We start from the raw sequence: 26486 nt of genomic DNA, 5'->3' as shown, positions 1-26486 counted from the left end.
ATAGATCGCTTCGTCACGCTTTGTCCCAAATACCCTGATTCATCGCGTCATCCAGCTGATTCCGCTCGGATACATATTTTTTCTGAAGCTCAGTTAGCTTTTTATAATAGGATGAACGGAGCCGCCTGCAGGATTCACCAATCTGATCCGCTTTGGTAATCAGCTCTTCCGGTACCGGCAGCCGGCTCAGACTTTTCGCAGTCAGTACGGGCAGGATTGTGCCGGACTGGCTGCGCGACAGGTAATACTCCCCGAGCGGACTTTCCAGATAGGCTTTAAAAAAATAGGGATTGATCTGCTTCGGTCGCAGCGCCATCAGATTGATCGAGAGATAGACAGTTTCGCTGCTGTCAAAGACGGCGATCTTCTGCCGGGTGCCCTTAGCGACAAGGATGATATCGCCGCGCCGCAACCGGTGGCGGCTGAGGTCCCTGTTGACAGCGAACCGGGCGATCGACTGAAAATCAATGCACCCGTCATCGCTGATGTCATTAAGCCGAAGTACGGCTGCCCCCTCTCCTGTCTCCGGGTTGTTGGCCGACAGGTTATACCCTTTCACCAGTGTGCACAGGTCCTGCAGGGGAACCGTCTTCAGCGCGCGGAGTGTGTCCTGGTTCCACCGTATTTCACCCAGGTGTTTCGACAGAAAGGTGGCGCGCATCAGATACTTGTCCACGTCCCAGGAGTCGTCATGGGCAACAATCTCCTGATCCGGTACGAGCCGGCTGAAGCCATCTTCGTTTTTCGGCGTCTTCAGGACGGACAGGATCTTCTGAATGCCATCTTCAGAGATTTTCTTATCACGCAGGCGTCCTTCGCTGAAGGAACCGGCATCGATCATCAGCACGTGATCATTTTCCTTATGGTGGTCAAACAGCAGCAAATTGGTCGCTGTCGCCGACGCTGGATAAAGTCCGGCCGGAAGACGGATGACGGCGGACAGCTGAGCAAGCAGATAGCGCCGGACTTTCTGTTCAGAGGCGACGGAACGGATCAGCGGCCCGCTGCCGGAGACGATAATTGTCTTTCCTTTACTTCGTTCCACCGCATTGAGCAGGAAATAGAAGTCCAGCTTGCCCATTTTCCGATCAAGCGGAGAAAAGCGCCCATGCGACGCCGTTTGCGGATCAGCCGCCGTCTTCATGCCGATCGGCGGATCGATGACGACCGCGTCGAACTTTTTCAGGGCCGTCCCTTCAAAAAATGCCGGGTCGAGGATCGCGTCGCCGCGTGCCACCTGATGTGTGTTCCCACTGAGCGTGAGGAACATGTCGGTCAGTGCGACGGCTTCCGGACTGACATCCTGACCGTAATATGCGGTATCCGGATGATCCACTGCGAGGTCGAGGAACGAGCCGCCAAATCCGCAGGCTCCGTCGTAAATGGTTTTCACCTGCTCTTCATGAAGCATCCCGGCAATCAGCCGATTGATTTCCAGCGGCGTCACGGACAGGCTCCGGAGCCGGATCGCCTGTTTATAGAATCCGTCTTTCAGCTGGCTGGCGGTAATTTTTCTGAAATCGATGCTCTGAAATGAAGATTCCAGCTGACCGGCGAGATCCGGTACAAGTTTTTTTAACGTTTTCCGGATGGCATGAGCCTGTTCCTCCCCGCTGTCCTGTTGCGCATCAATCGCCCGGCTTCCGAGATACAGCGTCACCAGAAACAGACGTTTTTCACTGGACATCCGGTCATCCAGTGTTTCTGCACCATGCGCCAGTTGCTCACTGAGGTTCATTTGATCGCCTTCTCGATAGTTTTTATTAACTATTATCGTTATACCTCTTTTTCGTAAATTTTTCAATAGTTTTATAAAACTATTCATGTATGTGTCGCAGTAAAGACAAAAAAAAGGCGAGCAGCATCCGACCACGTAGGAAGAGATGCATTCTGCACGGGCAGCCGTGAGCAACTATCCACTTGTGCCTGAAAGAGTATCAGCCTATTTGTTTCCTAGCGTTCTCCGGAAATTTCCTGCTTATTTTAAAGCCATGAAGTTTTTACCTCCATAACCTGAATCGACGTTTTGATGATATCCATGGGTTCCATCAGAATGGGTCACGCCAGCAACTAATATCTGAAAATGTCATCGTCTTGCTTAATAAGCGGAGATATTCCGCTTAAATGCAGAATGGAGCTCGTTTCGGGGTATCATAAGCGGAATTTTTCCGATTAGGCAAAGCAAGATTCCCCATTTTCATATTTTTCGAGTCAACAGGCGGAATTCCTCCGTCTATTGCAGACGTGCTGTTATCCTCTTTACTAAGTTAAGCGGAATTTTTCCGTCAATTTTTCAGACCGGGGCTTAACCTGACCATCCCCCAATAAAAAAGATCCGGGAATCAGCATTTTTTGGCGTACTCAGCTTTTTATGTGGATCAGGCTTTTATGAACTGCTCAAAGTCCGCTCTCACCTGATCGGCATATGCCTTGGCCCAGGCCACAAGGCTTTCATCAAATTTTTCCGATTTACCTGTATAGCCACGAATCCAGGCGGCGTTCGGGCTCTGTGCATGTGCCCGTGCCAGCAGGAACCCGCAGCCCGCTGCATATTGATCAAATGAGGCAGGCGAAAGCTCGTCCAGTTTAATAGATTCTCTCATATCTCTGTACTGACGAACATAATAATCCCGGCCGTTCGCGTGAAAATATCCGAGAAATGGATCGGACACTGCCTGAAGGATCTGCTGACAGGCGACGACCCGGTAGCCCTGCGAACCGGTACACACATCCGGATCCCCCGGAAGCGGAGGACAATTTTCCGAAATGGCGGAGTGCTTTGCCTCTTTGATCTGCAGAACGAGATGACTGCCATCCGCAGCAGTAAGCAGCAGGAGAAATGACCGTGTCCCTACACTCCCTACGCCGACCACGCGCCGGGTTACATCAGTCAGGGTATACTGCGCGAGAAAGAGTGCAACATCCGGAGCCGAATGAGCACAGTACTGTGCAAAGGACGCACGAATCCGGGTCATTAATTTGGGGGCAATGTGCGTCATGATCGGCGGATTTTCAACGAATCTGGTCCGCCCGTTATCTGTTTCTGTAAATTTTTTTACGACCTGTTCTGATGTCCGGTTTCTTGCCTCCTGTGCCGCTTCGATAAAAATCTTCCGCGAAGCATCATGTAAGATCTCTTCAATTTGCCGGTCATCCATGCTCATATAGAACCGGTCCAGTGCGTCCATCTTCATCATCCGGCGAAGGCCTGTACGATAACTGTCCGCACTCCGTTTCGCCGCATCCGCAATCTGCCTGTCATGGAAACCAAGGGACTCCCCGCAGAGTATCACGCTCGTCACAAGCCGCTTCACATCCCACTCCCACGGGCCCGGTGCCGATTCATCGAAATCATTCAGATCGAAAATCAGTCTCCTCTCCGGCGAGGCATAGAACCCAAAGTTGGCGATATGTGCATCCCCGCATAAGACCACATGCTTTCCGGTCAGCGGCTGTGCCGCCAGATCATACGTCATCAGTGCTGCGGTTCCGCGGTAAAAAGCAAATGGAGAGGCAGACATACGTTCTTTCCGCAGTTCCAGTAATTCCGGAAGTCGCTCCCGATTCCCGGATTCAATGAAGGCAACAGGATCACGATCGCGGGGAATAAACTTTGCCTGATCAGAAAAAGGGGTAACCTGCCTGGCCGCTTTTCCAGACTGTTTCAAGAGTTGTGCATCCTCCATCTGACTGTATCCTCCTCACAAATAGAATTTCCCGGGCCACAACGACATTTATGTAAAAAGCTTCCCCCAACAGGAGAGGGAAGCTTTTTATTCACGGTTATTCCAGACAGAAATCTTTAATTCTGCTGCGCATACGATCAGTAATGCCAAATTCCTTTTCAAGATAGTTATTAAATGTCCCATACGTATCGGTGATCGCATCCATCGACGCTTCCAGAAATTCTTCATGCAGAATAAAACCGTCTTCAAATTGTCTGAGCTTTATACCGGAAATGTAGTGCGATGCCTCCTCAAACATCTGCTGATGATAAGCTGTAAGTGTCTGATTAGAGTACAGATAATCCTCCATAATGGATGATACCGGTACATCCAGCGTCATCAGAATCAGCATTGCACCGACCCCGGTCCGGTCCCGTCCGCCCATACAGTGATGGACAAGCGGGAGATGTTTCTCCGGACGTGCCAGCATGCTCATCAATCTCCGATAGGACGGATTTCTGACAGGCATTGATGCATACACCTGCCTGAATTTCTCACGGGTAAAGGATTTGTAAAACTCCTCCGGATCCCATTCACTGTGTGCCGTTGAACGGTCTTCCCCGTTCACCGCGACCCGTACATGCCTTTCCCTGTCGATCTGCGGATCGGGACGCATATACGCTTCTTCTTTGTCCCGATAATCAAAAATGTATTTCAAATGAAATTGCTTCAGATACCCTTTATCTTTCACAGTCAGCCCGCTTAGCTCTGCCGCACGGAACACGATGCCCTTTCTGATCCGTCTGCCATCGCGCGTTTTCATGCCACCCATATCACGAAAATTGTAAGCGCCCTGCAGCGGTAGCAGGCGCTCCGTCATCACTTTTTCTTCCATCCGCATCACCCTTTTCCCATTCATTCCTGACCCGGCGTGACCCGGTCGAATCGTTACACTATTTATCTATCTTATCATAATTTTCGGGCTGCGCATGTATCAACTTTTTCATTCGAAATAGCAGGCCGGCGCCTCACCGGTTTTTAAAAAAAGTGGGGATACTGACATCAGAGAGCCTTACAGTGAGTGAAACAGTTAAACGGGCTGAAGCCGGCAGACACAAGATCATATACGCTGGTCAGTTATCAGTCAAGGGTGACAATCCATCAGATAAAATAAAATTCAGACTTATATTTCCATGTGATTTATACTAATATTAAAAATGTGCCGGAGTCTCTATGGTTTAAACGCGGACCAAATTGAAGGTACGTTCAACAGAACGACTGATTTTCCAGATGGATATCAGCCATTCATTTGATTCAGAGCTTGAAAAAAGGAGTTTGTCTATGCCTTCCAGAAGGATATTACTGTCCGGTACGCTCAACACCCGGGACCTCGGCGGGTATCCCGCAGAAGAAGGCCGCGTCACCCGTTTCGGGCGGGTCATCCGCAGCGATGCCCCACTGATGTTCACGGCTGACGACATCACGCTTCTGAAACAGGCAGGGGTGACCGCCGCGATCGACTTTCGCTCGAAGAAAGAAATCATGAAGAAACCGAGTGCTTTTGCACAAACGCCCGGCTTCCATTATTTTCATTGCCCGTTTGTTATCGGCAATCAGGACCCGGGATCCAAAGCGGGCGTCCCTCCGCTGTACGCCAGAATTATTGCCGATTTTCCGGCCATGCGTCAGATATTCAAAATCATAACCAGGGAAAAAGGGGCGGTTCTGATCCACTGCGCAGCCGGTAAAGACCGAACAGGCGTCGTCTCCGCCCTGCTGCTTCTGGCAGCCGGCGTTCCGGTCAGTGACATTCTTGCAGATTATCAGATTTCCTACACGTATCTCCGTACGCGAATTATTGAACAGCTGAAACGGGATCCGCAACTGCCTGCTTACTTCGGCCGATCAGATATGGAATATATGGAAATGACCCTGGATCAGTTTTTCAAGACCTTCGGCGATATCGGAAAGTATCTGACGACGATCGGGTTAACCGGAGAAGAAAAGCAACTGCTGAAACAAAAGTTATTCCTGCCGTCTACAATGGGATAATCGTATCACACAGGTCTGACCGCCGCGGGAGAAACGGATCGAGAGTAGCAGGCGTACTGTGACCTGCGGCCTGCCGGAAAACAATCCATGAAAGAGGTGCCTGCCATGAGAAATACGGAAAAATTCACCGGAAAAGCTGAGGTCTATGCTCAATTCAGACCAGATTATCCTGAAACTTTTGTCCGGGATCTGATTCTGGAAAACCATCTTTCTCCGTCATCAGTCGTCGCCGACATCGGCTCGGGAACCGGCATTCTGACCGGACAGCTTCTGAACCAGGGGCTGAACGTTATTGCGGTTGAGCCAAACGCAGAGATGCGTCAAATTGCTGAATCGGCCTTTGGCTCAAACCCGCTCTTCACATCCGTTCCGGCCACTGCCGAACAGACGACACTGAAAACCGGATCTGTCGATTTAGTTACCGTTGCACAAGCCTTCCACTGGTTCAATCCGGAACAGTTCAAAGAAGAATGCCGGCGGATACTAAAGCCCGATGGAAAAGTCGCCCTGATCTGGAACAGCCGCGTACCGCACGCCCCTCTGATCAGGGAAACCGCGTCAGTATGCCGGAAATTCTGTCCCGCGTTTCACGGTTTTTCAGGCGGGACCAGTGAAGACCCCGCACCGTTCCAGACCTTTTTCCGCAATGGTCGGTTCGCAGTCAGAAAATATGACCACCCGCTTTCCTACAGTCTGAACGCTTTTCTCGGCCGGCATCTTTCCGCCTCTTACGCGCCGAAAGGGCAGAAAGGGCAGCCTTACATCGACGCGCTTACGCAGATTTTTCAAAAGCATCAGAAGAGAGGCCGGGTCCGTTTCCCCAATGTGACCTGCAGTTACAGCGGCCGGGTCTGATTCCATAAGAGGCCCTTACAACCGGTCAGGACGAATGATCAATTTACCCTTCCCGGCTTTCTCAGCGGCCCGTTTATCGTAAAGATCTCGCAGGATACGGCTGACAGTTTCCGGAGTCACACCGATATACTCGGCTATATCCTGTTCCGTCATGTTGAGTTTCAGCAAGTAACGTCCGTCGGTCTGCCGGACACCTGACTTTTCCACAAGTTTCCTGAGAAAAGCGGCGAGCCGTCCGGACGCTGTGCCAAATACTGAATCGGAAATACGGGCCATCAGCTCCTGATTTTTCTCCGTTAAAAACCGTTCCAGATGCGCCCGGATGGAAGGGTAAGTGCTGAGTATCTCTGCCATCGCCTTACGGGACAGGCGGAAAAGCGTCCCGGACGTGATGGTTTCCGCACTCGCAGGGTAAGTCCGCGCCTGATTCAAGAGACCCACATGGGGAAACAGGTCACCATGAGAAAACAGGCTGGCTACCCATTTCTTCCCTTCACTGTTCTGATGATACGCACTGATCAATCCGTCAACAACAAGGTAGTAAGCTGTAAGTTTCTCTCCATCATAGAACACCGTCTCCCTTGGCCGGCAAGAGCGAAAAGTGCCTTTTTCTTCAACAGCCTGCAATTCTTCTTTTGTTAACCCCTCCAGCCATCCGTCATTGGAAAGATGTACCATCCCGATCCCTCCTCATTTTGTAAAACCAGCTTTGTTTATATGAATCCTCTGTGATTTATGTCATTTTCACGTCAATTTGATTTGGATCAAGGTCACACAGCGCCTCGTCTACTATTATAAAAGATAGATCTTATCGATTGAAATCTATCCGCCCTGAATCGGGCGGCATTACAATAACAGGAGGATACAAGCGATGCGTGTTTTTGATTTTACATCCGGTGAATCTATGAAGGACCTGCTTTATCATGATGACGCTCAGACGATTATCCACCTTTCCCTTAAAGAGGGTCAGGAAATTCCCGAACACAGACACAGAGGCGCGGATGCCATTGTGACTGTCATTCCGGTCAAAGGTAAAGTGACTTTTTCCACCCCTGGGCAAACAGAAACTCTGGTTCCCGGACGCGTCATCCGATTAAATGCTCATGACCTGCATGGAATGAAAGCTGTTCAGTCCAGCGACCTTGTCGTTGTGAAATGGAATCAGACCGCCGAAGCGTCGTCTTCACAAGAGACAAACCAGAGCTGAAAGGAGTCATGAACTTGAGTCAAAATGAGCAAAATATACAGGCACACAAATATACCCTTGTAGCTAAAGATACATGTATTTCCTGCGGAGCCTGCCAGATGGCCGCGCCAGATATCTTTGATGAGGATGAAGACGGACTGGCCTTCTCTGTTCTGGATGACAATCAGGGCATTCGTCCTGTTCCGGAAGAACTCCTGATGGATCTAGATGACGCTTATGAGGGCTGTCCAACCGAATCCATTCAGATTTCAGATCACCCTTTCACCTCGCCCAATAAACCGGAACACCATGTCTCTGCCCGCAAGTGAGCCGGGTCACCGGGTGATCCTGACGGAATACATGGTATAATTTGAGTGAAAATGTCAGGAAACAGAGGCTGAATAGAAATGATACAAATCAAACGCATTTATGAAGAAAAAGCCCCGGAGGACGGCCAGCGCATTCTGGTGGACAGGCTCTGGCCAAGAGGTATGTCCAAAAAACGGGCACAACTTGACGAATGGATGAAAGATATCGCTCCCAGCCCGTCGCTTCGTCAGTTCTATCATCAGCACAGGGAAGACTTCACTGCCTTTAAATCGGCCTATGAAGCAGAACTGGCTGAGGATGCGGAAAAACAGCAGGCACTTGAGGAGCTTGTGCAACGTGCCCGTAACGGGAACGTCACGCTGCTCTATTCTTCAAAAAATACCGCGACCAATAATGCAAAAGTTCTGCTTGAATTTCTGCACGCACATTATGATGTCTGAAGAAAAGTCCGGCGCAGTCAGGGCTCTATGCCGACTGAGCCAGCGTTGCACCGGCACGGGCACGATCATCCATAGCCTTTTTACTTTCTTATCGTATGAGAAAGGATTGTGATTTCCATGACACACGTGATTGGCATTCTGGGAGCGGCTGACCGGCACGGCCTGACTGCGGAGATGCTTCAGGCCGTTCTGGACGCGGCCGGCCATCAGGGATGTACAGTCGAAACGATTTTTCTTGCAGATGAAGATCTGCGTCTCACCGATTTTCGGAAAGCAAATCCTGCGATCGCGCAGCTGAGTCATAAACTGCACGCAGCTGACTGTCTGGTTCTTGCATCCCCCACATACTGGGGCAGCATCTCCGGAATGATGAAAAACTTTCTTGACTGCATGCATCATGAACTGGTCTCTTTCACTAAGAAAGGGGAACGCCGGCCTGCCGGGCTGCGTGGCCGGGGCTATGTCCTGGTCACCTCCTGCTTTACATCCGCCTTTGAAAACTGCATCACCGGCGCGACGGACCGTACCTTTCAGGCAATGGATGTCCCTCTTGCCGTTGCGGGCATGCATCGCATCGGTGAAGCCGTCTGTACCGGTACCTGGGGAATGACTGAACTGCCCGACTCGAAGAAAGCAGACTGTGAGAAGCTGGGTCAGCGTATCCCGGAAAAATTAAAACAGGGAGGGTTCCTCTTGAAACGCTATATTGAGCTTTTCTTCATGCTTGCTCTGACCGTACTGGTTGTTATGGGCATTCAGCAGGGGCTCAGCGCCCTTCACCTTCTCAACCTCAGCAATTTCTGGATCAATTATGCGATATTCGTTCTGCTTGCCTATCTGTTACTCGCATCCATCCTCCACTATGTCGCCATGCGGATGCATAAAAGGCATTAACCGTATGTAAGAGCAAAACAGCAGGGAACAGGACATCCATAAGGAAATTTTCTGACTTCTTTACTCCGGCCCTATTCATTTATCTATATGAAAGGCTCCCAGTTCCTGTGGTCTGACGATGGTCACCTGCCGTCCTTTCCTGGAGATCAGCCCTTCGTCCTGGAGCAGTCTGAATTTACGCGACAGTGTTTCTGAAGTTGTACCCAGAAAAGCAGCGAGTTCCTTCATCTTCATCGGCAAATGGAGCGTCGCGCTTTTTTCTGATTTCATTAAATTCAGCAGGTAAGTCGCCACTCGTGTTTCCACTTTCTCCATCATCAGAAACTGCGTCTGCCGTTCGGCAGAAACGGCTTTTTTTGCATTGATTTCCAGGAGCTTCAGACTCAGCTGCGGATGGGTCAGCAACAAGCTCTCGAAATCCCTGTGTGTTAATAAACAGATCACCGTTTCCTGCAGTGCCTCACCAAAAAGGCTGTCATTTCTCACGCCAAATAAGGCGGATTCCCCTTCATAATCGCCTGGTCCTGCTACGCGCAGAAGCTGTTCTTTCCCGGAATGGGACAGCTGATAGATCTTCACAGCCCCACGGGCAACAATAATCAGCTGCGGCTCACCATCGGGACGAATCACCTGCTCCCCTTTTTGGTAAACCCGGCTGTTGACCAGAGTATCAATTTTCCCCCGATCCTCTTCATTTAGCTGGCTGAACAAAGGCACAACAGCTACACATTGATGGACGTTCATGATGCGTCCCCCCGTCCTGATTTTGTCCTAACAGTAAATGTTTCATTTTCTATCTGAAACAGGCCGTGAAAAAGTCCTGATGCCTGCGAGGCGTTGGCGTCCCCGCCCGAGCCGCATCCAGGTCAATCCCTGCCCTTACGTGAATAGTATATACCGCCTGTACCATGAATAAATTGACAACCATCAAGTTTTGCAGAAACTGCCCGTTTTTCCCCTTTCCCGATAAAAATGAGCTAAAATAATAGCAACAGGACGCATAAAGGGAACATATCCTGTATATAAGAAGTCCAATTGCCGGGAGGAGAATCCGGATGCTTGAACAACTGAACAGAGAACTGACTTCCATCATGTCCGGACAGATTAACAAGCGCCGGTGGGCAGACAGGCTGGAGCGGACCGAGGCAGGGCTGAAGCTGGAGCAGGTAAAAATCCGCAGTCTGAAAAAACAGATGGACAAGGAGCAGCGTGATGTCGACCGGCTGACTTCACTGAGCGTCGCGGGGCTTGTCTATCTGCTGACCGGTCGCAATCCTGAGAAAATGGATAAGGAAAAACGTGAGGCCATTGCGGCACGGCTGAAATATGAGGAAGCGGTCAAAACATCGGAGGATATGCAGTTTGAACTGGAAAAGATCAAAGCCCATCTGGCCTCCGTTCAGGATGTGGACCAGCAGTATAAGGATCTGATGAAAAGAAAAGAGCAGCTTATCCGGGACCAAAATTCACCGCTCAGTGAAACCTTGTATGCGATGGTTGAGCTCGAAGCCGCGCTGAAGGCTGCCATCAGAAAATATAAAGAAGCCATTGCGGCCGGGGATCGGGCCCGCGTCTCACTGGAAGGAGCCATAGAATCGCTGAAATATACAAAACAGCTTTCTGCAGCAGACCCTGCCAGGGGGGAAATGATGATTACGAATAGGACAGAAGCCCGTCATTCCCGCGATGAAATTCATGAAGCCCAGCACAATCTTCGTCTGTTTGAAAATGAACTCCATGATATCCGGGTGCTGACCGCCCGGGAACTGGAAGAGAGCGGCCTCCTGACTTTCGCTGATTATTTCTTTGACGGATTCGTTACCGACTGGTTCGTTCATGAACAGATCAGAGAGTCTGAAGCGATGACGTATCAGACCCTGCGCGAGACGAAAAAAATGATCCGCGATCTGCAGCGCGGGCTCTTCCAGCTGAAGAAGCAGCTGGAGGGAGCCGTCCGCAGACGAACCGCTTTTATAGAAATGGCCAAATGAACCTGCTGAATCAGAACCTGTCGTTCAGCCTGTGGAGAAAGGTCCGGATATCCGCAACTTCCTGAGGAATTACGCCATGAGCCGACGGGTATTCATGATACGATAAATTAAATCTATGCTGTTTCAGATAGCGGCGGGTATCCCGGGCTATTTCAATGGAAAAAAGCGGATCATACTGACCGTGGGCAACAAAGAACGACGTTTTGCCTGCCCTGACCCCATCAGACTGTTTAAAAAACTCCGGCAGACGACCGCTCAGGATCACTGCCCCGGTCACACAATCGGGATAAAACAGGCTGTAGGACAGGCTGAGGATCGCCCCCTGGCTGAAGCCAAGGAAGAAAACAGGCTGCTTTGCCGACAGATTCTCTTTCTCATAGATGTCGGACAGACTGTCTTTTATTTTCCGGAGGACTTTCGTAATCACCTCCTGCTCGGACTGTCCGGAAAAGTCAGGAAGATAGTAAGTATAACCGGAACTGAATCGCAGATCACCCCGGATATTGATCTGAACGAACTGAGCGGGCGATTCACTGACAATGCCGGCCAGATCATGATCGTCTGTTCCCATTCCGTGGAGTGTGATCAGAATCGGGGTCTCATCTGTTACCGCTTCTGGTTTACTGATGTTATATTGATAGATCACTTCATTCACCTCTGCCTGGTATGAACTTACTACTTCGGTTTGGTTCGACCCTATACAGGGACTAAAAGAGGCCGTTCGAAACGGCCTCTTCCAGTCATTTGATCCACTGCACGACTTCATCCATCGACTGTCTGGTTTTCGGTCTTGGTTCATTCGCACGGTATCCGAAGGCCACCATGCAGGCAATGCCGAAGTCGTCTCCGTTAATGATGCCCTCATCCTTGAGAATCTGTTCGACCTTTGCTTTAGGGAATCCCTCCATCGGGCAGGAATCAATGCCGATTTCTGCCGCAGCGGTCATCATATTCGCTACGGCCAGGTAGGCCTGACGACAGCCCCATTCAAAGAAGACGCGATCATCACCTGTCAGGGCAAAGTCCGATTTCTCGAAATTCCCGATCGTCTTCGTCGCCTGTCCACTGATATTTTCAGGCAGTCCCTGTACCTCTTTCAGTATATGCTGAACGTGATCTGAATCCGCACGCAGTCCGCCGGCCAGCCTGGAAAGAACAAGAACAAAATGACTGGCTGTCTTCAGTTTGTCTGCAGCGCCCCATGAAACAGCAGCCAGTTTATCACGCAGCTGCTGATTCTGTAACACAACGAATTTCCACGGCTCGAGGCCAAAAGAGCTCGGCGAAAGGCGCCCGGTCTCAAGGATGAACTGAAAATCCTCGTCACTGATTTTTTTCGATGCGTCAAACAGCTTACAGGCATGTCTGAAGTGAAAGGCATCCAGAATCCTTTTCTTTGTCTGTTTTTTGTCGACTGTCTTTTCCATTATTTCCATCCTCTCTTTATCCGGCTTGTGAATTACCGTTTTCCTCTGTCACGTTTATTATATCCTTCCTCTGCCTGTATATGAAATGGCCTGCATTGCTCTAAAATCCATCTGATTCCAGATTGATCCCTGTCCGGCCGGCACTGCTTGCCCGGGACGTCCACCGGTCGGCCAATACCCTGCTGATCACCATCCGATGCGTCGAGCGCGGGCTGATTTTCCATGGGGAAAAGAGTCAAAAAAAAACGAGAGGGATCAAAAAAATCCCTTTCGTTTTTCAGGCTTGCTGCTGTCTTTATTTTTCCGTGTCTTTCACAGGATGCCGTACGTCTGTCTGATTCAGATGCAGAACTTCAGGATCATAAAGCATCAGCGGGATCGGTTCTTCAACCACCTCACTGAATCTCAGGCCGTACCACACAGCCGGTGACGTCGTGATGTTCTGCAGGAAAATACGTCCGCCGATCAGTAAACGATCGAGGCGTTTCATTTTGGGATCTGTCGCTAAATCCATCAACTGCTCGGTTGGGATGACGAATTTAAAATCACCGACGCGGCGATTCTTAAGCGTGGTATATCTGGGGTATTGTGTGTCGATAAGCCTCTGATCAATCAGGTCATTGATGATCTGCCGGATATAGACATTAACATGCTGTGAATTTCTAAAGCCCAGGTAGAGCTGCACACTAATGATATTACGCGTACCCAGCATATCTACGGTGTATTCGCCTTTATAAGGTGAGTCTGTTTCGTTTACCGTCACAAACCAATAGACCTTGGCCCGCTTTGGCCGCTTATCCAGAATGGAGTACAGCACCTTTCGTTTGATGCTGTAATGAGCCCCGACTCTGGTCATGTAGACCAGATTCGTCGCATAAAGCGGTTCTGAGGAATCATGACTGAGCTGGATTAACTGCTTTCGATAGTCCAGCAAAGAAACATTTTCACTTGTTCGCTCATAGCTCTCACGCTGCTTATTCCCGAAGTACCAGATGACCATAACCAGAAAAATCAAAAACGTAATCAGAAGTGTCAGGTAGCCGCCATGAGTAAACTTGACGAGGCTGGCCAGCAAAAAAATCGATTCAATTGAACCAAAAAACAGAGCCATGCATGCGGCAAGAGCCTGACTGACCCGATCCTTAACAAAGGCATACAAAAGGATCGTGGTCATCAACATGGTCAGGGTTATCGCTAAACCGTAAGCTGCTTCCATGTGATGTGACGTTTGAAACAGCCAGACAATACTCAGGGTAATGATACACAAAATCCAGTTTACGGTTGAAATATAAATTTGATTGCGCACATTACTTGGATGTTTAATCACCATGCGAGGAATAAATTTCAAGCCAATGGCTTCATTGACCAAGGTATAGCTGCCGGTGATCAAAGCCTGTGAAGCGATGATTGCGGCTAAAGTCGCAATGGCAATTGCCGAAAGGCGCAGTTGATCCGGAAGCATTTCATAAAAGGGACTCACAACAGATAAATGCCGATAAGCCGTATCCTGGTAATGACTCATGACCCAAGCGCCTTGCCCCATATAGTTCAATATCAGCATGAGCGAGACAAATGGCCAGCTTCCATAAATATTTTTCCGGCCCACATGGCCCATGTCTGAATAAAGTGCTTCGGCCCCGGTCGTTGCCAGAAAAACACTTCCAAGAATAAAAATACCCGCTTTATTAACCGGACTGAAAAGAAACTGAATCGCATAAGACGGCGATAATGCTTTTAAAATTTCTAAATGATCCATCATACTTATGAAACCGGCGGCACCGATAAAAATAAACCATAGAAGCATGATCGGTCCAAACGAACGTCCGATGGCCGCTGTGCCAAAATGCTGAATCAGGAAGAGAGCAAGTAATATGACTGTGACCACAAAAGCCACAACGAGCTGATTCTCACTGAATGTAAAGGAACCGATATGCTGTCCTTTAAGCCCTTCAATAGCTGAAGTCACCGAGACAGCCGGAGTTAACGTACCATCTGCCAGAAGGGCCGCCCCGCCAATCAGTGCTGGAAAGATCAGCCAGCGTGCCGACCGATTACGAATTAACGCATATAATGCAAAAATGCCGCCTTCATGATGATTATCTGCACGCATAGCAATCAGGACATACTTTACAGTTGTAATGATCATCAACGTCCAGAAAATTAATGAAACGGAGCCAATGATATATTCAGGTACAGCATACTGCATCTGACCGGCATCCGAAATGATCGCATTCATTACGTACAAAGGTGAAGTACCAATGTCGCCATAGACAATCCCTAAAGTAACCAGCATCCCGCCAAGCGACAGGCGCTGAGTCATTTTATTATCCATAATGTTATTGATCTCCCCCGCAAAAACTGTTTTTTGTTGAAAGCGTTAAATGACCGGTTTCATTTCGCTTATGATAATATCCATAAAATGGAATAAGGGAACAACAAAAAGACCATAGAGGATTAACTCTATGGTCGAATTTTGCCGATCATACGTTCACACCCTCTCATTAACGCTTACGGGGTTAGCTGTCGGATTCGGGCCATGAGAGTAGCCCGTCCTGCATGAAAGGATTCACCCCAAGTGATGCTGACATCACAGAGTTGGTTCCCCCGCTCCTTACAGATTAAGCGAATAAAGAATGATTCTGTTATTGTAGCCATTATACGCCTAGCCGCCTATGATGTAAATATAACGGGAACGACATGCGTCAGTCAGGATCACACCGGACGATCGGGCAGGCCGCCTGAACCCTTAAAGCAGGTGATTCTCACCACCCGGTCAAATGGACTCGGCAGTCATTCGTCACTTCTCATCACACGAAGGCGCTCACTGGCCGAGCTCCTTTTTCTTCCTTAAAAGGTCCTGAAACTCTTCCTCCAGTTCCTGCGAAGGTTCAAGGCTGAGCCGGCTGAGCACCTCGCTGATTTTCGTGTCAAGGATCAATCGCTGATCCTGTTTCAAATCGTGCTTCTTTTGCGGCTTGAAATGTTTGAACTGCTGATACGTCCCTTCAAAGACCCTGACTTTCTGATTGCGTATCTCCAGCACACGCGTTGCAACATTTTGAATAAAACGGCGATCATGCGAGACAAAAATCACGGTTCCTTCATAGTCTTTAAGCAGTGCTTCAAGCGCTGAGGCCGCATCCAGATCAAGATAGTTTGTCGGTTCATCCAGAATCAGTGTGTTCATGTCACTTAAAAAAAGTTTGGTCAGGGCAACCTTGACACGTTCGCCACCGCTCAGTACGCCAACCCGCTTTTCGACGTCGTCACGATAAAAATGCATCCGTGCCAGCACGGTCCGAATCAGGGTCTCACTCTGTCTGGATGAAACACGCACATTCTCAAGAATCGACTGACTTTCATTCAAAATATTCAGTTTCTGGCTGAAGTAAGCGATTTTTACCGAGGGTGCCCGCGAGATTCCCGCCTCCTGATGGATCATTTTTTTAATCAGTGTCGTCTTTCCCGCTCCGTTCGGTCCGATAATTGCCAGTTTGTCGCCACCACGTACCAGAAAACGGGCGCGCTTCCAGAGGACGCGTTCGCCAATCCGCCCGGAAACATCTTTTACCCGAAAAATAATCCGGTTTTTAAACGATTCAGCGTTGGGCAGATCCATCCTGACCGGTTCGGGCTCTTTTACTTTATCAACCTTCTCCAGTTTATTCAGGCGTGTCTTAATGGAGCTTGCCGTTTTCTGCAGCTTCTTTTGCTTTTTGGCAAAATAAGGATTTCTGGGGCTCTTAACCGCCCGTTCTGCTTTTCTTGTCTTTAAAGTCAGTGCTTCTTCCAGCTGATGTTTCTTTTTCTCATATTTTTCATGGGCGAGTTGCTGTGCTGCCCGTCTGGCTTCTTTTTGCTTTTCGTAATCACTGTAATTACCGGTATAGACGTTCAGTCTGCCGTCATCAATCTCCCAGATTGTTGTACACAGATGATCGAGAAAAGCGCGGTCATGCGACACAAGGATCAGTGCCCCCTGCCAGGCAGCCAGTTTCTTTTCCAGCCACTCAATATGCTCCAGATCAAGATTTGTGGTCGGTTCATCGGCCAGCAAAAGTTCGGGATCCCTGAGCAGCGCATCCTGAATGTACGCCTGGGTTACTTCGCCGCCGCTTTTGGTCGTATCGGCTTGTTTCAGCTGAGGCAGCAGGTCGCATGATGCCCGCTGAATCACGGTTCCTTCTTCAGGGTTAAGCTTTTTCGCCAGAATATTGAGCAGAGTGGTCTTCCCGCTTCCGTTCGGGCCAACCAGACCAATGCGATCATGTTCGTACACATATAATTGATCAATGTCAAACAGCAGCCGGTCTTTGACATCATATTTGATCTTCAGTGCCTCAAGCAAAACCATTACATCATCCCCATTTTCATTCATATCCGGGGACAGAAAAAAGCCCCCTGTCCCAGTTCAGAACAGGAGGCATCAGTTCGGCGAACAGCAAAGAAGGGTTCTCCCTTCTTTCGGCCAAAGTGATACAAACCAATCCTGTCCTGAACATCCGTCTGAAGGCATGAAGACAGAAAACCTCTGTTCCTTCATTTCATGACCTTCAGTTATCGGCTTCAAAAACAGGATTAGTTTTTCATTGGCCCTTGGTTCACCCTTCCGTTCGTTTCATTATCTTTACTCTATGCAAATTTCAACCCATTGTCAACCAGAGCCGGATGGTGGGAACTGAAAGCTGCCTTTTTTCCATGCCGGAGTGCAACACCGCGTATCCTACTTTCCGGCCAGTCTCTGCGGGTTCAGATCTTCCCGCCGGTCAGTGATCGGTTCAGGTTGGCCATTTCAATTCCGCTGACCGCGGCATCCCAGCCTTTATTGCCTGCTTTCGTTCCTGCGCGTTCAACAGCCTGTTCAATCGTCTCCGTTGTGACGACGCCAAAAAGCACAGGAACCCCCGTCTCCAGACTTGTTTTGGCGACCCCCTTGGAGACCTCATTGCAGACATAGTCATAGTGCGAGGTGGCACCGCGGATAACGGCTCCGAGCGCCAGAACCGCATCATAATGCCCGGACTCCGCTATTTTTTTCGCCGCAAACGGAATTTCAAAAGCGCCGGGCACCCAGGCCACCGTGACATCCTCATCACTGACGCCGTGCCTCTTCAAGGCGTCCTCTGCACCGGCCAGCAGCCTGTTTGTGATAAACTCATTAAAACGGCTGACGACGATGCCGATCTTTAGCCCCTTACCGATTAAATGACCTTCGATAACTTCTACCATTGTGATACCACTCCCCTATTTTGATAAATGCAGCAAATGTCCCATTTTCTCGGCTTTCGTGAACAGATAACGCCGATTGTTTTCGTTCGAATTGATCTCAAGCGGCACTCTCTGGATCACATGAAGCCCGTGCCGCTCCAGATTTTTTATCTTCGCCGGGTTGTTCGTCATCAGCCGCACCTTCGTGATTCCCAGATCGCGAATGATTTCTGCGGCCGCGGCGTAGTCCCTCATGTCGGGCGGAAACCCAAGATGCAGGTTGGCTTCCACCGTATCGTCGCCCTTCTCCTGAAGTCGGTACGCTTTCAGTTTATTAATGAGGCCGATCCCCCGCCCTTCCTGACGGAGATAGATCACCACACCCTTGCCTGCTTCTTCGATCATCTGCAGGGCTTTGTGCAGCTGCGGCCCGCAGTCGCAGCGTTCCGAACCAAAAACATCTCCGGTCAGGCATTCCGAATGGACCCGGACCAGCACGGGCTGATCGCCGGCAACCTGACCTTTCACAAGTGCAACATGCTCTTTCCCTTGATCCGAGTAACCGATGATGTGGAAGCTGCCCAACGCCGTCGGCAGATCCGCGCTGACTTCACGATGCACGTGATGCCGCTGCCGGTAAGTGATCAGGTCCTTGACCGTAATCATTTTCAAGCCAAATGTCTGCGCCAGCGCTTCCAGTTCCGGCCGCCGCGCCATATGGCCATCGCCCTTCAGGATTTCACAGATCACCGCAGCCGGCTTCGCACCGGCCAGTCTGGCCAGATCAACTGATGCCTCCGTGTGGCCGGCCCGTCTCAGAACGCCCTCCTCACGAGCGATCAGTGGAAAAATATGTCCCGGATGATGAAAATCGGATGCCTTTGCCTGATCAGCTACAATCGCCTGGATCGTCTCCGCACGTTCAAATGCGCTGATCCCGGTTCTGGCTTTTCGTGAATCGACACTGACGGTAAAAGCCGTTTCGTGATTGTCCGTATTCTCGTCAACCATGGGCCGAAACTTCAACGCATCAGCTATTCTTTGATCCAGTGGCATGCAAAGCAGCCCCCGGCCATGCGTGATCATGAAATTAACCGCCTCAGGCGTCACCTTTTCAGCCAGGCAGACAAAGTCTCCTTCATTCTCCCGGCCTTCATCGTCGCAGATGATGATGATTTTCCCGGCTTTCAAATCACTGACTGCTTTTTCGATTGATGCAAACATGCTTCTCCACCTCCGTTAATGACTGATAAATCCATGCTCAAGCAGTTTGCCATAAGTCAAATGCTGCGCGGTTTTTGTGGTCTTAAGTGCTGCGTTCATGACATATTTCTGGAGGACATCACATTCCACATTGACGGAATCGCCCATTTTTTTCTGTCCAAGCACCGACTGGTCTGATGTATGCGGAATTAAAGCAACCGTCAGCCGGGCATCCTGAATAGCAAACACCGTCAGGCTCGTTCCGTCCAGAGCGACTGATCCTTTTTCAACCAGCCAGGCATCCAGTTCTGCGGGCACTTTAATGATCAGATAACGAGCGTTTCCCTTTGGATAACTCCTGACGATTCGCCCGACTCCGTCCACATGACCTGTCACAAAATGTCCGCCGAATCGCCCATCTGCCCGCATCGCGCGCTCAAGATTCACCGGATCACCTGATTTCAGTGTTTTCAGCGCCGTGCTTTTTATCGTTTCAGGCATGACGTCTGCCGTGAATCCCGATGTCTTTTTTTCCGTAACCGTCAGACAGGCGCCATTCACGGCAATGCTGTCACCAATCGTCAGATCCTGCAGGATGCGTGTGGCCCGGATCGAAATCTGTATGGCCTCAGTGCCTGTTTTTACAGCGGATACATGCCCGATTTCTTCCACAAGTCCGGTAAACATGGTTTAGTCCCTCCTTCGGGTCGCCGTAATTTTCAGATCACCGTCAATTTTTTCAACATCGTCTATGGACAGCGCGGCGGCATCCCGCAGGTGCTCAATACCGTCGCCGCCGATCACGGGTGCCGCCCGCTGCCCGCCAATCAGCTTCGGCGCCATATACACAATCAGCCGGTCAAACGCGCCGGCCTTCAGGAAACTGCCGTGAATCGCCGCCCCTCCTTCAACGAGCAGCGACATGATCCCTTTTTCCCCAAGGAAAGTTAAAACATCCTGGATGCGCAGATCTCTTTCCGGCAAGCGAAAGACACTCACCCGGTCATTGCGGATACGCGCCGCTTTTTGCTCATCAATCGTCCGTCCGGTAATGACCCAGGTCTGCGCGGCCCGGTCATTCAGAAGCTGTGCCTGTTCCGGAATACGCAGCTTTGTATCCAGAACAACGCGGACCGGCTGACGCGCGACGCTTTCCGTTCGGACGGTCAGACGCGGATCATCAGCAAGCACAGTGCCGATACCCACGAGAATCGCATCATGCCGGCTGCGCAGGTGTTGCCCGTCGCGCCGGGACGCCTCACCTGTGATCCACTGGCTCTCTCCCGCCGCCGTCGCCGTCTTGCCGTCCAGGCTGCAGGCAGCTTTCAGCGTCACAAATGGCGTCCCATGCATCATGTAGTGGAAGAAGCCCGGATTGAGCGACTCTGCTTCTTTTTCCATCAGCCCGGACTCCACGGTAATACCGGCATCTTTCATGCGCTGAATTCCCCGTCCGGAAACCAGCGGATTCGGATCGACCGAAGCGATCACGACGCGCCTGACCCGCCTTTTAATAATCAGATCCGCGCAGGGAGGGGTTTTCCCAAAGTGGGAACACGGCTCCAGCGTGACATAGAGCGTACTGCCCTCAGCTCTGGCTCCCGCCATCTTCAGCGCGTTCACCTCCGCGTGCGCCTCGCCGGCTTTTAAATGCGCGCCCATGCCGACAACCCTCCCGTCACGGACAACAACCACCCCGACCGCCGGATTTGGCCAGGTCTGACCGACTGTCGTTTTCGCCAGATGAATCGCCAGGCTCATAAACTCCGCATCTTTCATATGTCTGCCCCCTTTACCATCGATTTTTCGGGCATCAAAAAACCCCGAAGCAAATAATCACTTCAGGGTAGTGTATAAAAATTGAATACGACAAATATGTGCTCACTTAAATAAACCGTTTTCACGCATGACTCATAAGGAAAGCGAAAAACGGGTCTCCCACGCGGGAAACACAACTTGCCGCAATCTTTCTCCCATCCAGACTGTACTGTCGGCTTCAGCTTCTCACTGAATCCACCGTTTGCCAAAAAGAGCAACCGGGTCGCGGGCTTGCACGAAAACGTGCTCACCGCCGGTTGGGAATTTCACCCTGCCCCGAAAGATTACTTAACATATGAAATTGTCTTAATTATAACGCAGGAGGATGACTATGTACATGGATGTGCATCAGGGCGTTAGTTGTTCTCATCCTGGCACTGGTATCTGTCCCATTAAGTGTAACCTGTCCAGGCATCCGTCAACTGTGCAACTGTTCATGCTTTTTATAATCAAAGATCGAAATCATATTTTGCTGTAGATTCCTTGTCTGTCCTTAGAAACACTCCAGAAGCTGTGCACAGTCTGGTGACCGTAACAACCTCTCCTGCCTGTGATACGGTTCCCCGTGGTGCATCTAATGAACCGCTTCTTTTTTCTTCTTTTTCACATTTAAAAACGTCGCCTGCTCTTTAATAAAAGTCGCCTGAACGGTCCCAACCGGTCCATTGCGATGTTTGGTGATAATGAGTTCGACATGATCATGATCCCGGGAAGTCTTATCGTAATAGCTCTGGCGATACAGGAATAAAATGAGATCGGCATCTTGCTCGATGTTGCCGGATTCGCGTAAATCGCTGAGCATCGGCCGCTTATCCTGCCTGTTTTCCACAGCACGCGACAGCTGTGCAACAAGCACAATCGGCACGTGATCACTGCGGGCAATCTGCTTCAAGCCTGAGGTAATCGCCCCCACCGCGAGATCACGCCGTTCATAGCGCCCGGTCACTTTGATGAAGCTGAGGTAGTCGATGATCACCACATGTTTTTGATCCGGATATGTTTTCAGCGATTGTTTCATTGCCTGGCTAATACTTGCCAGCGTCTGCTGCGGTCGATCATGAATCGACAAATGCCACGTACTGTAAATACCCATTGCGGTGATCAGTCGCTCGATATCATCCGCATTCATATAACGTTTCGGATTTCGCCATTTACCCGCATCAATTTGACTTAAAGCGGATAACAGGCGCTGCTGGATGCTTATCTTGGGCATTTCCAAACTAAACACATCAACGACGGTATTGCTTTCGGCAGCCGCCTTTGCGATGTTCAGAACAAACGCTGTCTTTCCCATAGAAGGTCTGCCCGCAACGACGATCAGATCCTCATCCTGCAAACCATCCGTCATTTTGTCCAGATTATGAATGCCGGTCGTTACACCGGAGATTTCACCACGATCCTTAAAAAGAGAGTCATATATTTTCATCAGGCTCTCCTGATCCGTCATTTCGTCGCCAATATCGCTTGGGTTCGACAGTTCATCCAAACGACTGGCGAGCTCCGCGATGCCATCAGAAGTGGGATCGGCAATAAATTGATTCGCTTTGTCTTTCGCTTCCCGAAGTTTGCTGGCATCGAGAACCATGCGTTCATAGAATGAGAAATTTGCCGTTGTCACAACAGAATTGATCAGATCCATAAGGTAATCTGTTCCACCCACTTGCTGCAGCTGATCACCAAGCTGCTGTGAAAGCACAACCGGATCAATCGGTATTTGCTTTTGATGGAGGGCCTTGAATCGAGTAAAAATTTGACGGTGAGCAACAGTTGAAAAATGCTCGGGCAACAACGCACAGGCATCCATCAATGCGTTGTCATAGAGAATGGCACCCAGGACAGCTTGTTCCGCCTGAATCACGGCATTATCCATGAATCTGCCTCCTCATCCATTCAAAATCTTCGTGTTTTACCGGTCTCGCCTTAGCCTCGGCTTCCCACTGCTGCATTTTTTCAGATTCTGGATCGATCGTCTCTTTCTTCGTCACAACAATATCGGCAGGCAGCGGTGCTGAATGACGGCACTTTGGATCACTGATGTATTGACAGAAGCGTTGCATCGTTGCCTGAAAATCTGCGTGTTTTGTCGCCATCAGCCAAATATCAAGATAAGTCTCATCCAGAACCACATAGTTGTACATCGCTTTAATACTGGTCGCGAGTTGAAAGACTTCCGTTTTCGTCATCCCGCCTCAACCACCTTTCCGCCAGATCATGAGTGAACGTTGCCGAACCATCATACATTTCCGGCTCATTGAGATAATCTTCAAACTTCGTCCCGAATAAAGTGGCTGGTCTGACGTAACGCGACATTTTCGGATCATTCAGCCACTGTTTGCACTTCTTATCGATCACTGATTTAAAATCATCAAAGCAGAACCCTTCACTGAGACGGGCATGAATGAGACTTTGCGTTTTTCGGGTGGATGCTTTGTAGGTTTTATCCGCTTTCTGGTTCAAATAGTCGATGATTCGGCGATATTCTTTTTTATTCTTCACTTTATATTCTTCAAGATCTTTGTTCTTCGGGATCAGCGATTGCCTCACAGGTGGATCATTGATTGGCTGACCCTCAGGCAATGATAACGCTACGGGTAAATCGTTCATTGACTGACTCTCAGGCAGCGGTTGCTCTGCCGGTGACTCATTTATTGACCGACTAACAGGTAACGTATCCGAAGCAATATCAAACAAATGATAGATATTACTGAGGTGCGCCCCCTTCTCATCCACTCGGTTTTCCTTCTTTATGTATCCTCTCTGCTCCAGACGTTTGAGCCGCATTTTTTATCGTGTTTTTTGCACACAGGCAATGCTTCGCCAACGTCGCGATCGATGGAAAGGCACTATCCTTTCCAAAACTGAACTTTATCAGCGTCATGTACAAGAACTTATCCGTGAGCTGATCGAATGCTGTTGATTGAAACACACGATTTTCGATGATTGTAAACCCGTACTCAAAATGCCGCTTCATTCTGCCTGCCATGATCGTCACCTCAGATTTCATGGTTGATTTACGTTTTTTCGATCAAATGATCAAAGCAACACGCTTTCAATAAATGGTGGATGATTCATTTTTCAGGGGACTGCTATTTGTGTAGAACGGAACGTAAAAATAAACAGGGAGCTATCCTGGATTCCCGGAAAATGATAAAAAGGTGCCTTCAAACCTGCTTCAGCAAAGGGTTTTTAGCTTTCCGCAGATTTCTCGCAGGTATAATGATACCTGTGTAACTTCATCGAAAAATGCCTGAGCATCAGCTTTTTTGTTGCCTTGGTATAAAACACGGGGATGCAGGATCTGTATAATAGATAGAAACGTAAAGGGCATTTTGGTGAGGTGAATTTTTAATTCGAATGGAAGTGTGATGTTCGGATCGTTTTGCGGATGCATTCGCGTGCGTTAAACTAAAGATTATCGAAAGGATATGCACCGGATGGGCAGCGGAAAAACAGCCAACAAATTCAACCCGTCCGGTGGATATGGATCCATTTATGGCAGAAGGCGGACTATTTCATGACATTGAGGGGCCTATTTTTGGGCAAAAGCAAGCCGCTGATGTGGCCGCCGTCATACTTCTTCTCTCATCAGCCCGGACCCCACGGTGATACCGGCTTCCTTCAGGCGCTGAATCCCCCGTCCGGAAACCAGCGGATTCGGATCGACCGAAGCGATCACGACGCGTTTCACCCGATTCTTAATGATCAGATCCGCACAGGCAAAAGATATTTTACTGGTTATTCCTCAAAAAAATCACTATCAAGTCTTTTGGTCACAAATATTTCTCCGTTTGTTACTCCAACACCGTACTTAAACATCAAATCAGTTAATTGCTGCCCGTCTATCAATATGACTCGCTTATCTATTGATTTTGCATAGTCATATGCGTTATTCGAAAATTTTGCAGTAGTTATAAATATTCCCTTTGAAGCCTGTTTCCCTACAAGACTACCAACAAAGGTTTGAATTTCAGGTCTACCAACTGTAGAATCTTTTTTCCATCTTTTAGCTTGCAGATAAATCATTTCTAATCCCAGGACATCTTCTTTAATAATACCGTCTATTCCTTCATCACCTGATTTACCAATTGCTTCACCTGCATCCTTCACAGAACCACCATATCCCATTGAAACTAATAATTGGACAATTAAACGTTCAAAAAATGCTGGTGAACATTCCAAAGTTTTATTTAGAAGGACATCCTGAAGTTCATTTTTCAATATGTTATAGTTCTCATCAATTAATTCTAAAGGTGTATGTTTTTCATTTTTTGATTTTTCGTTTTCAATAGATTCTTGATCTGCCTTATTAATAAATTCCTTAAAACTGGGATAACGAGTTAAAAATTTCTTATCTATGCGCGTCACACTCGGATCATTTGCCACATTCAAACCTTCATCTGTAATCCTAAAAACGGCTCTCCTGATAACTTTGATAAGTCCCGCTTTACTTAAATAAGTTCTTGCCCAACCGACTCTATTAGTCAATAATGTCTGCTTACCACTTGGCAGTGTTTCAGCGATGTCACGATCGGTTAAATCGAAATATTCAGCCAAGTCACTATAAAGATCTTGTAACCTATGTTCCTTTCCATCTTTCAATATCTGAAGGAATGGGTACATAAATTCTTTATAGCCTGGTACAGTCATCTAATCACCCCTTTGTCTAGTCAAAATCAATTTCACTTGCCTGTTTAAGAACATTTGAATAATGCTGTTGCTCATTTTTGATTCTGGTTGCTTCTTCTGTCTCTTTTACTAACTTGTACTCATTATACTTTTTATTGGCTTCATTGACCGCTAAAATTAATGTATCTCTGTGATATTGCTTTACTTCTTCGATGGTCGTACCATCCAAAATAATTTTATTAGATACGACTTTTGCAATACCTGGACGATGCATCAAAGTAAAGCGAGAAGGTCTGTTCCAGCATTGAATAATGATTTTCGACCATATGTAATCAGGAATTCTATTTAGTTTAAATGGAATACTATATAGTGCAGATCCCCTAGTACCATCATTTCTAGGTACAGTTACCTCATCAGTTATTATCCCTTCAATCTTTACATCTTTTTGTTCATCCTCATACTATATCTTCTTTTTTAATTCCCATCCTTTTAGCAAGTTGTGATTTTGTATCAATATGTTGCTTTTTCCTTATCTTAACATTACATAAAGTCGTTAATAAATCCATGTAGTTTTCAGTTGAGTCCGTATAATTGTGTAAAAAGGGTTTCTGAATATGAGAAAATGTTGAGCAGGGAATCTGTTTTTCTGGAGGGGCTGGCCAGCCCCCTCCAGAAAAACAGCGGGATTTCATTTCTCTCTCGTCTCTGTCATTTTTTTCATAGAAAATGAGCCGGAGCCCATCATCTCAGTTAGAATAGAGTTAACCAAAAACCAAATTCTAAAGGAGAGA

General features: G+C 48.7%; 26 protein-coding genes and 2 riboswitches. Of the genes, 7 read left to right on the top strand and 19 right to left on the bottom strand.

Annotated elements, in window-relative coordinates; all coding sequences use genetic code 11:
* Positions 1 to 13: 13 nt before the first annotated feature.
* The 3 genes from EWH91_RS06920 to EWH91_RS06910 form a co-directional block, all read right to left on the bottom strand.
* Positions 14 to 1738 (bottom strand): N-6 DNA methylase, encoded by a 1725-nt coding sequence (locus tag EWH91_RS06920; protein ID WP_165364261.1) that lies wholly within the window; start codon positions 1736 to 1738, stop codon positions 14 to 16.
* A gap of 640 nt (positions 1739 to 2378) precedes the next feature.
* A complete protein-coding gene (locus tag EWH91_RS06915; protein WP_129929312.1) occupies positions 2379 to 3686 on the bottom strand; it encodes a DUF2252 domain-containing protein in 1308 nt (435 codons plus the stop codon).
* A 97-nt stretch (positions 3687 to 3783) separates the two neighbouring features.
* Entirely contained in the window at positions 3784 to 4560 is a 777-nt protein-coding gene (locus EWH91_RS06910; protein ID WP_129929311.1) for a tyrosine-protein phosphatase, read from the bottom strand.
* A gap of 446 nt (positions 4561 to 5006) precedes the next feature.
* Here EWH91_RS06910 and EWH91_RS06905 point away from each other — a divergent pair, with 446 nt between their 5' ends.
* Positions 5007 to 5717, top strand: coding sequence for a tyrosine-protein phosphatase (locus EWH91_RS06905; RefSeq protein ID WP_129929310.1), 711 nt, complete (start codon positions 5007 to 5009; stop codon positions 5715 to 5717).
* A gap of 105 nt (positions 5718 to 5822) precedes the next feature.
* Positions 5823 to 6572, top strand: coding sequence for a class I SAM-dependent methyltransferase (locus EWH91_RS06900; RefSeq protein WP_129929309.1), 750 nt, complete (start codon positions 5823 to 5825; stop codon positions 6570 to 6572).
* 15 nt (positions 6573 to 6587) lie between these two features.
* Here the strand turns inward: EWH91_RS06900 and EWH91_RS06895 are convergent, their stop codons facing one another.
* The gene (locus EWH91_RS06895; RefSeq protein WP_129929308.1) at positions 6588 to 7250 is read right to left on the bottom strand and encodes a Crp/Fnr family transcriptional regulator; all 663 of its coding nucleotides are present in this window, start codon (positions 7248 to 7250) and stop codon (positions 6588 to 6590) included.
* A 193-nt stretch (positions 7251 to 7443) separates the two neighbouring features.
* On the opposite strand from EWH91_RS06895, the gene EWH91_RS06890 reads away from it, so the two are divergent.
* From EWH91_RS06890 to EWH91_RS06875, 4 genes are all read left to right on the top strand, one after another.
* On the top strand, positions 7444 to 7779 hold the full coding sequence (locus tag EWH91_RS06890) for a cupin domain-containing protein (RefSeq protein ID WP_129929307.1): 336 nt from the start codon (positions 7444 to 7446) through the stop codon (positions 7777 to 7779).
* Between the two features lie 14 nt (positions 7780 to 7793).
* Positions 7794 to 8087, top strand: a complete 294-nt coding sequence (locus EWH91_RS06885) for a ferredoxin (protein ID WP_256359831.1) — start codon at positions 7794 to 7796, stop codon at positions 8085 to 8087.
* A 78-nt stretch (positions 8088 to 8165) separates the two neighbouring features.
* Positions 8166 to 8528, top strand: coding sequence for a DUF488 domain-containing protein (locus EWH91_RS06880; RefSeq protein WP_206184301.1), 363 nt, complete (start codon positions 8166 to 8168; stop codon positions 8526 to 8528).
* A 117-nt stretch (positions 8529 to 8645) separates the two neighbouring features.
* Complete coding sequence (locus tag EWH91_RS06875) at positions 8646 to 9422, top strand: flavodoxin family protein (protein WP_129929304.1); 777 nt, start codon at positions 8646 to 8648, stop codon at positions 9420 to 9422.
* 75 nt (positions 9423 to 9497) lie between these two features.
* Here EWH91_RS06875 and EWH91_RS06870 read toward each other — a convergent pair whose 3' ends face one another.
* Positions 9498 to 10166 (bottom strand): Crp/Fnr family transcriptional regulator, encoded by a 669-nt coding sequence (locus tag EWH91_RS06870; protein WP_129929303.1) that lies wholly within the window; start codon positions 10164 to 10166, stop codon positions 9498 to 9500.
* Positions 10167 to 10477: 311 nt separating this feature from the next.
* Between EWH91_RS06870 and EWH91_RS06865 the strand changes: the two genes are divergently transcribed.
* Positions 10478 to 11413 carry a hypothetical protein gene (locus tag EWH91_RS06865; protein ID WP_129929302.1) on the top strand — a complete coding sequence of 312 codons (936 nt, stop codon included), beginning with the start codon at positions 10478 to 10480 and terminating at the stop codon, positions 11411 to 11413.
* Between the two features lie 10 nt (positions 11414 to 11423).
* Here EWH91_RS06865 and EWH91_RS06860 read toward each other — a convergent pair whose 3' ends face one another.
* The 14 genes from EWH91_RS06860 to EWH91_RS06795 form a co-directional block, all read right to left on the bottom strand.
* Positions 11424 to 12059, bottom strand: coding sequence for an alpha/beta hydrolase (locus tag EWH91_RS06860; RefSeq protein WP_240697292.1), 636 nt, complete (start codon positions 12057 to 12059; stop codon positions 11424 to 11426).
* A 94-nt stretch (positions 12060 to 12153) separates the two neighbouring features.
* Positions 12154 to 12840 (bottom strand): NAD(P)H-dependent oxidoreductase, encoded by a 687-nt coding sequence (locus EWH91_RS06855; protein WP_129929301.1) that lies wholly within the window; start codon positions 12838 to 12840, stop codon positions 12154 to 12156.
* 295 nt (positions 12841 to 13135) lie between these two features.
* Positions 13136 to 15172, bottom strand: coding sequence for a KUP/HAK/KT family potassium transporter (locus EWH91_RS06850; protein ID WP_129929300.1), 2037 nt, complete (start codon positions 15170 to 15172; stop codon positions 13136 to 13138).
* Positions 15173 to 15330: 158 nt separating this feature from the next.
* Positions 15331 to 15475: riboswitch (cyclic di-AMP (ydaO/yuaA leader) on the bottom strand.
* Between the two features lie 186 nt (positions 15476 to 15661).
* On the bottom strand, positions 15662 to 17194 hold the full coding sequence (locus EWH91_RS06845; RefSeq protein ID WP_129929299.1) for a Vga family ABC-F type ribosomal protection protein: 1533 nt from the start codon (positions 17192 to 17194) through the stop codon (positions 15662 to 15664).
* Between the two features lie 395 nt (positions 17195 to 17589).
* Positions 17590 to 18069, bottom strand: a complete 480-nt coding sequence (gene ribH / locus EWH91_RS06840) for a 6,7-dimethyl-8-ribityllumazine synthase (RefSeq protein WP_129929298.1) — start codon at positions 18067 to 18069, stop codon at positions 17590 to 17592.
* Between the two features lie 15 nt (positions 18070 to 18084).
* Positions 18085 to 19272, bottom strand: a complete 1188-nt coding sequence (locus EWH91_RS06835) for a bifunctional 3,4-dihydroxy-2-butanone-4-phosphate synthase/GTP cyclohydrolase II (RefSeq protein WP_129929297.1) — start codon at positions 19270 to 19272, stop codon at positions 18085 to 18087.
* A gap of 15 nt (positions 19273 to 19287) precedes the next feature.
* A complete protein-coding gene (gene ribE / locus EWH91_RS06830) occupies positions 19288 to 19938 on the bottom strand; it encodes a riboflavin synthase (RefSeq protein WP_129929296.1) in 651 nt (216 codons plus the stop codon).
* Positions 19939 to 19941: 3 nt separating this feature from the next.
* Complete coding sequence (gene ribD / locus EWH91_RS06825; RefSeq protein WP_129929295.1) at positions 19942 to 21030, bottom strand: bifunctional diaminohydroxyphosphoribosylaminopyrimidine deaminase/5-amino-6-(5-phosphoribosylamino)uracil reductase RibD; 1089 nt, start codon at positions 21028 to 21030, stop codon at positions 19942 to 19944.
* A gap of 182 nt (positions 21031 to 21212) precedes the next feature.
* A riboswitch (FMN riboswitch) is annotated at positions 21213 to 21357 on the bottom strand.
* A 286-nt stretch (positions 21358 to 21643) separates the two neighbouring features.
* On the bottom strand, positions 21644 to 22939 hold the full coding sequence (locus tag EWH91_RS06820; RefSeq protein ID WP_129929294.1) for a replicative DNA helicase: 1296 nt from the start codon (positions 22937 to 22939) through the stop codon (positions 21644 to 21646).
* Positions 22932 to 23252: a hypothetical protein gene (locus tag EWH91_RS06815; protein ID WP_129929293.1), complete on the bottom strand. Its 321-nt coding sequence runs from the start codon at positions 23250 to 23252 to the stop codon at positions 22932 to 22934. Before EWH91_RS06815 ends, EWH91_RS06820 begins: the two co-directional genes overlap by 8 nt.
* Positions 23212 to 23799 (bottom strand): conserved phage C-terminal domain-containing protein, encoded by a 588-nt coding sequence (locus tag EWH91_RS06810; protein ID WP_240697291.1) that lies wholly within the window; start codon positions 23797 to 23799, stop codon positions 23212 to 23214. Before EWH91_RS06810 ends, EWH91_RS06815 begins: the two co-directional genes overlap by 41 nt.
* A complete protein-coding gene (locus EWH91_RS14985) occupies positions 23792 to 24040 on the bottom strand; it encodes a helix-turn-helix domain-containing protein (RefSeq protein WP_369122697.1) in 249 nt (82 codons plus the stop codon). The genes EWH91_RS06810 and EWH91_RS14985 overlap by 8 nt, the downstream gene beginning before the upstream one ends.
* A gap of 764 nt (positions 24041 to 24804) precedes the next feature.
* Positions 24805 to 25716: a restriction endonuclease gene (locus EWH91_RS06800; RefSeq protein WP_129929290.1), complete on the bottom strand. Its 912-nt coding sequence runs from the start codon at positions 25714 to 25716 to the stop codon at positions 24805 to 24807.
* A 16-nt stretch (positions 25717 to 25732) separates the two neighbouring features.
* Positions 25733 to 25969: a hypothetical protein gene (locus EWH91_RS06795; protein ID WP_129929289.1), complete on the bottom strand. Its 237-nt coding sequence runs from the start codon at positions 25967 to 25969 to the stop codon at positions 25733 to 25735.
* Between the last annotated feature and the right edge of the window lie 517 nt (positions 25970 to 26486).

It is taken from the genome of Sporolactobacillus sp. THM19-2 (genome assembly GCF_004153195.1).
In the GTDB taxonomy this organism is placed as follows: domain Bacteria; phylum Bacillota; class Bacilli; order Bacillales; family Sporolactobacillaceae; genus Sporolactobacillus.
The sequence above is the reverse complement of the archived record's forward strand: the minus strand, read 5'-3'. Positions and strand labels throughout refer to the sequence as shown.